The organism is Nitratidesulfovibrio liaohensis, from assembly GCF_011682075.1.
In the GTDB taxonomy this organism is placed as follows: Bacteria; Desulfobacterota; Desulfovibrionia; order Desulfovibrionales; family Desulfovibrionaceae; genus Cupidesulfovibrio; species Cupidesulfovibrio liaohensis.
In genome coordinates, this window is sequence record NZ_VSMK01000782.1 from 1 (window position 1) to 540 (window position 540).

General features: G+C 72.2%; 1 protein-coding gene. It reads left to right on the top strand.

The window, feature by feature from the left end:
- Window positions 1-540, top strand: a 540-nt coding sequence (locus FVW27_RS19165) for a FecCD family ABC transporter permease (RefSeq protein ID WP_167128367.1), incomplete at both ends; no start/stop codon positions are given.

The window sequence follows — 540 nt, forward strand, 5'->3', positions numbered from 1 at the left end:
GGCCGGGGCCCTGGCCTCGCTGGGCGCGGTGCTGCTGCTGGGCGGTGCGGCGGGCGGCGGCTTTCGCCGCGAAACCGTGGTGCTGGCCGGGGTGGTTGTATCCACCGTGCTTTCGGCGCTGGTTTCGCTGGTCAAGGCGCTGGACGAGGAATCCGTGTCCAGCATCGTGTTCTGGATCATGGGCAGCCTGCAGGGGCGCGGCTGGGCGCACTCGGCGGTGCTGCTGCCGTGGCTGGCGCTGGGGTTGCTGCTGGTGCTGCCGCGCTTTCGCGAACTGGACATCCTGGCCCTGGGCGACGTGCAGGCCCGGCAACTGGGCATGGATACGGCTCGGGTGCGCCTGCAACTGCTGGTGGGCGCCAGCCTGATCACGGCGGGTTGCGTGGCGGTAAGCGGGGTCATCGGCTTCGTGGGGCTGGTGGTGCCTCACCTGGCGCGAATGCGTCTGGGCGCGTCCCACGGCCCGCTGCTGGCGGCGGGGTGGTTCGGCGGCGGCGTGCTGCTGGCCTGGGCAGACGTGCTGGCCCGTACCCTGCTGCC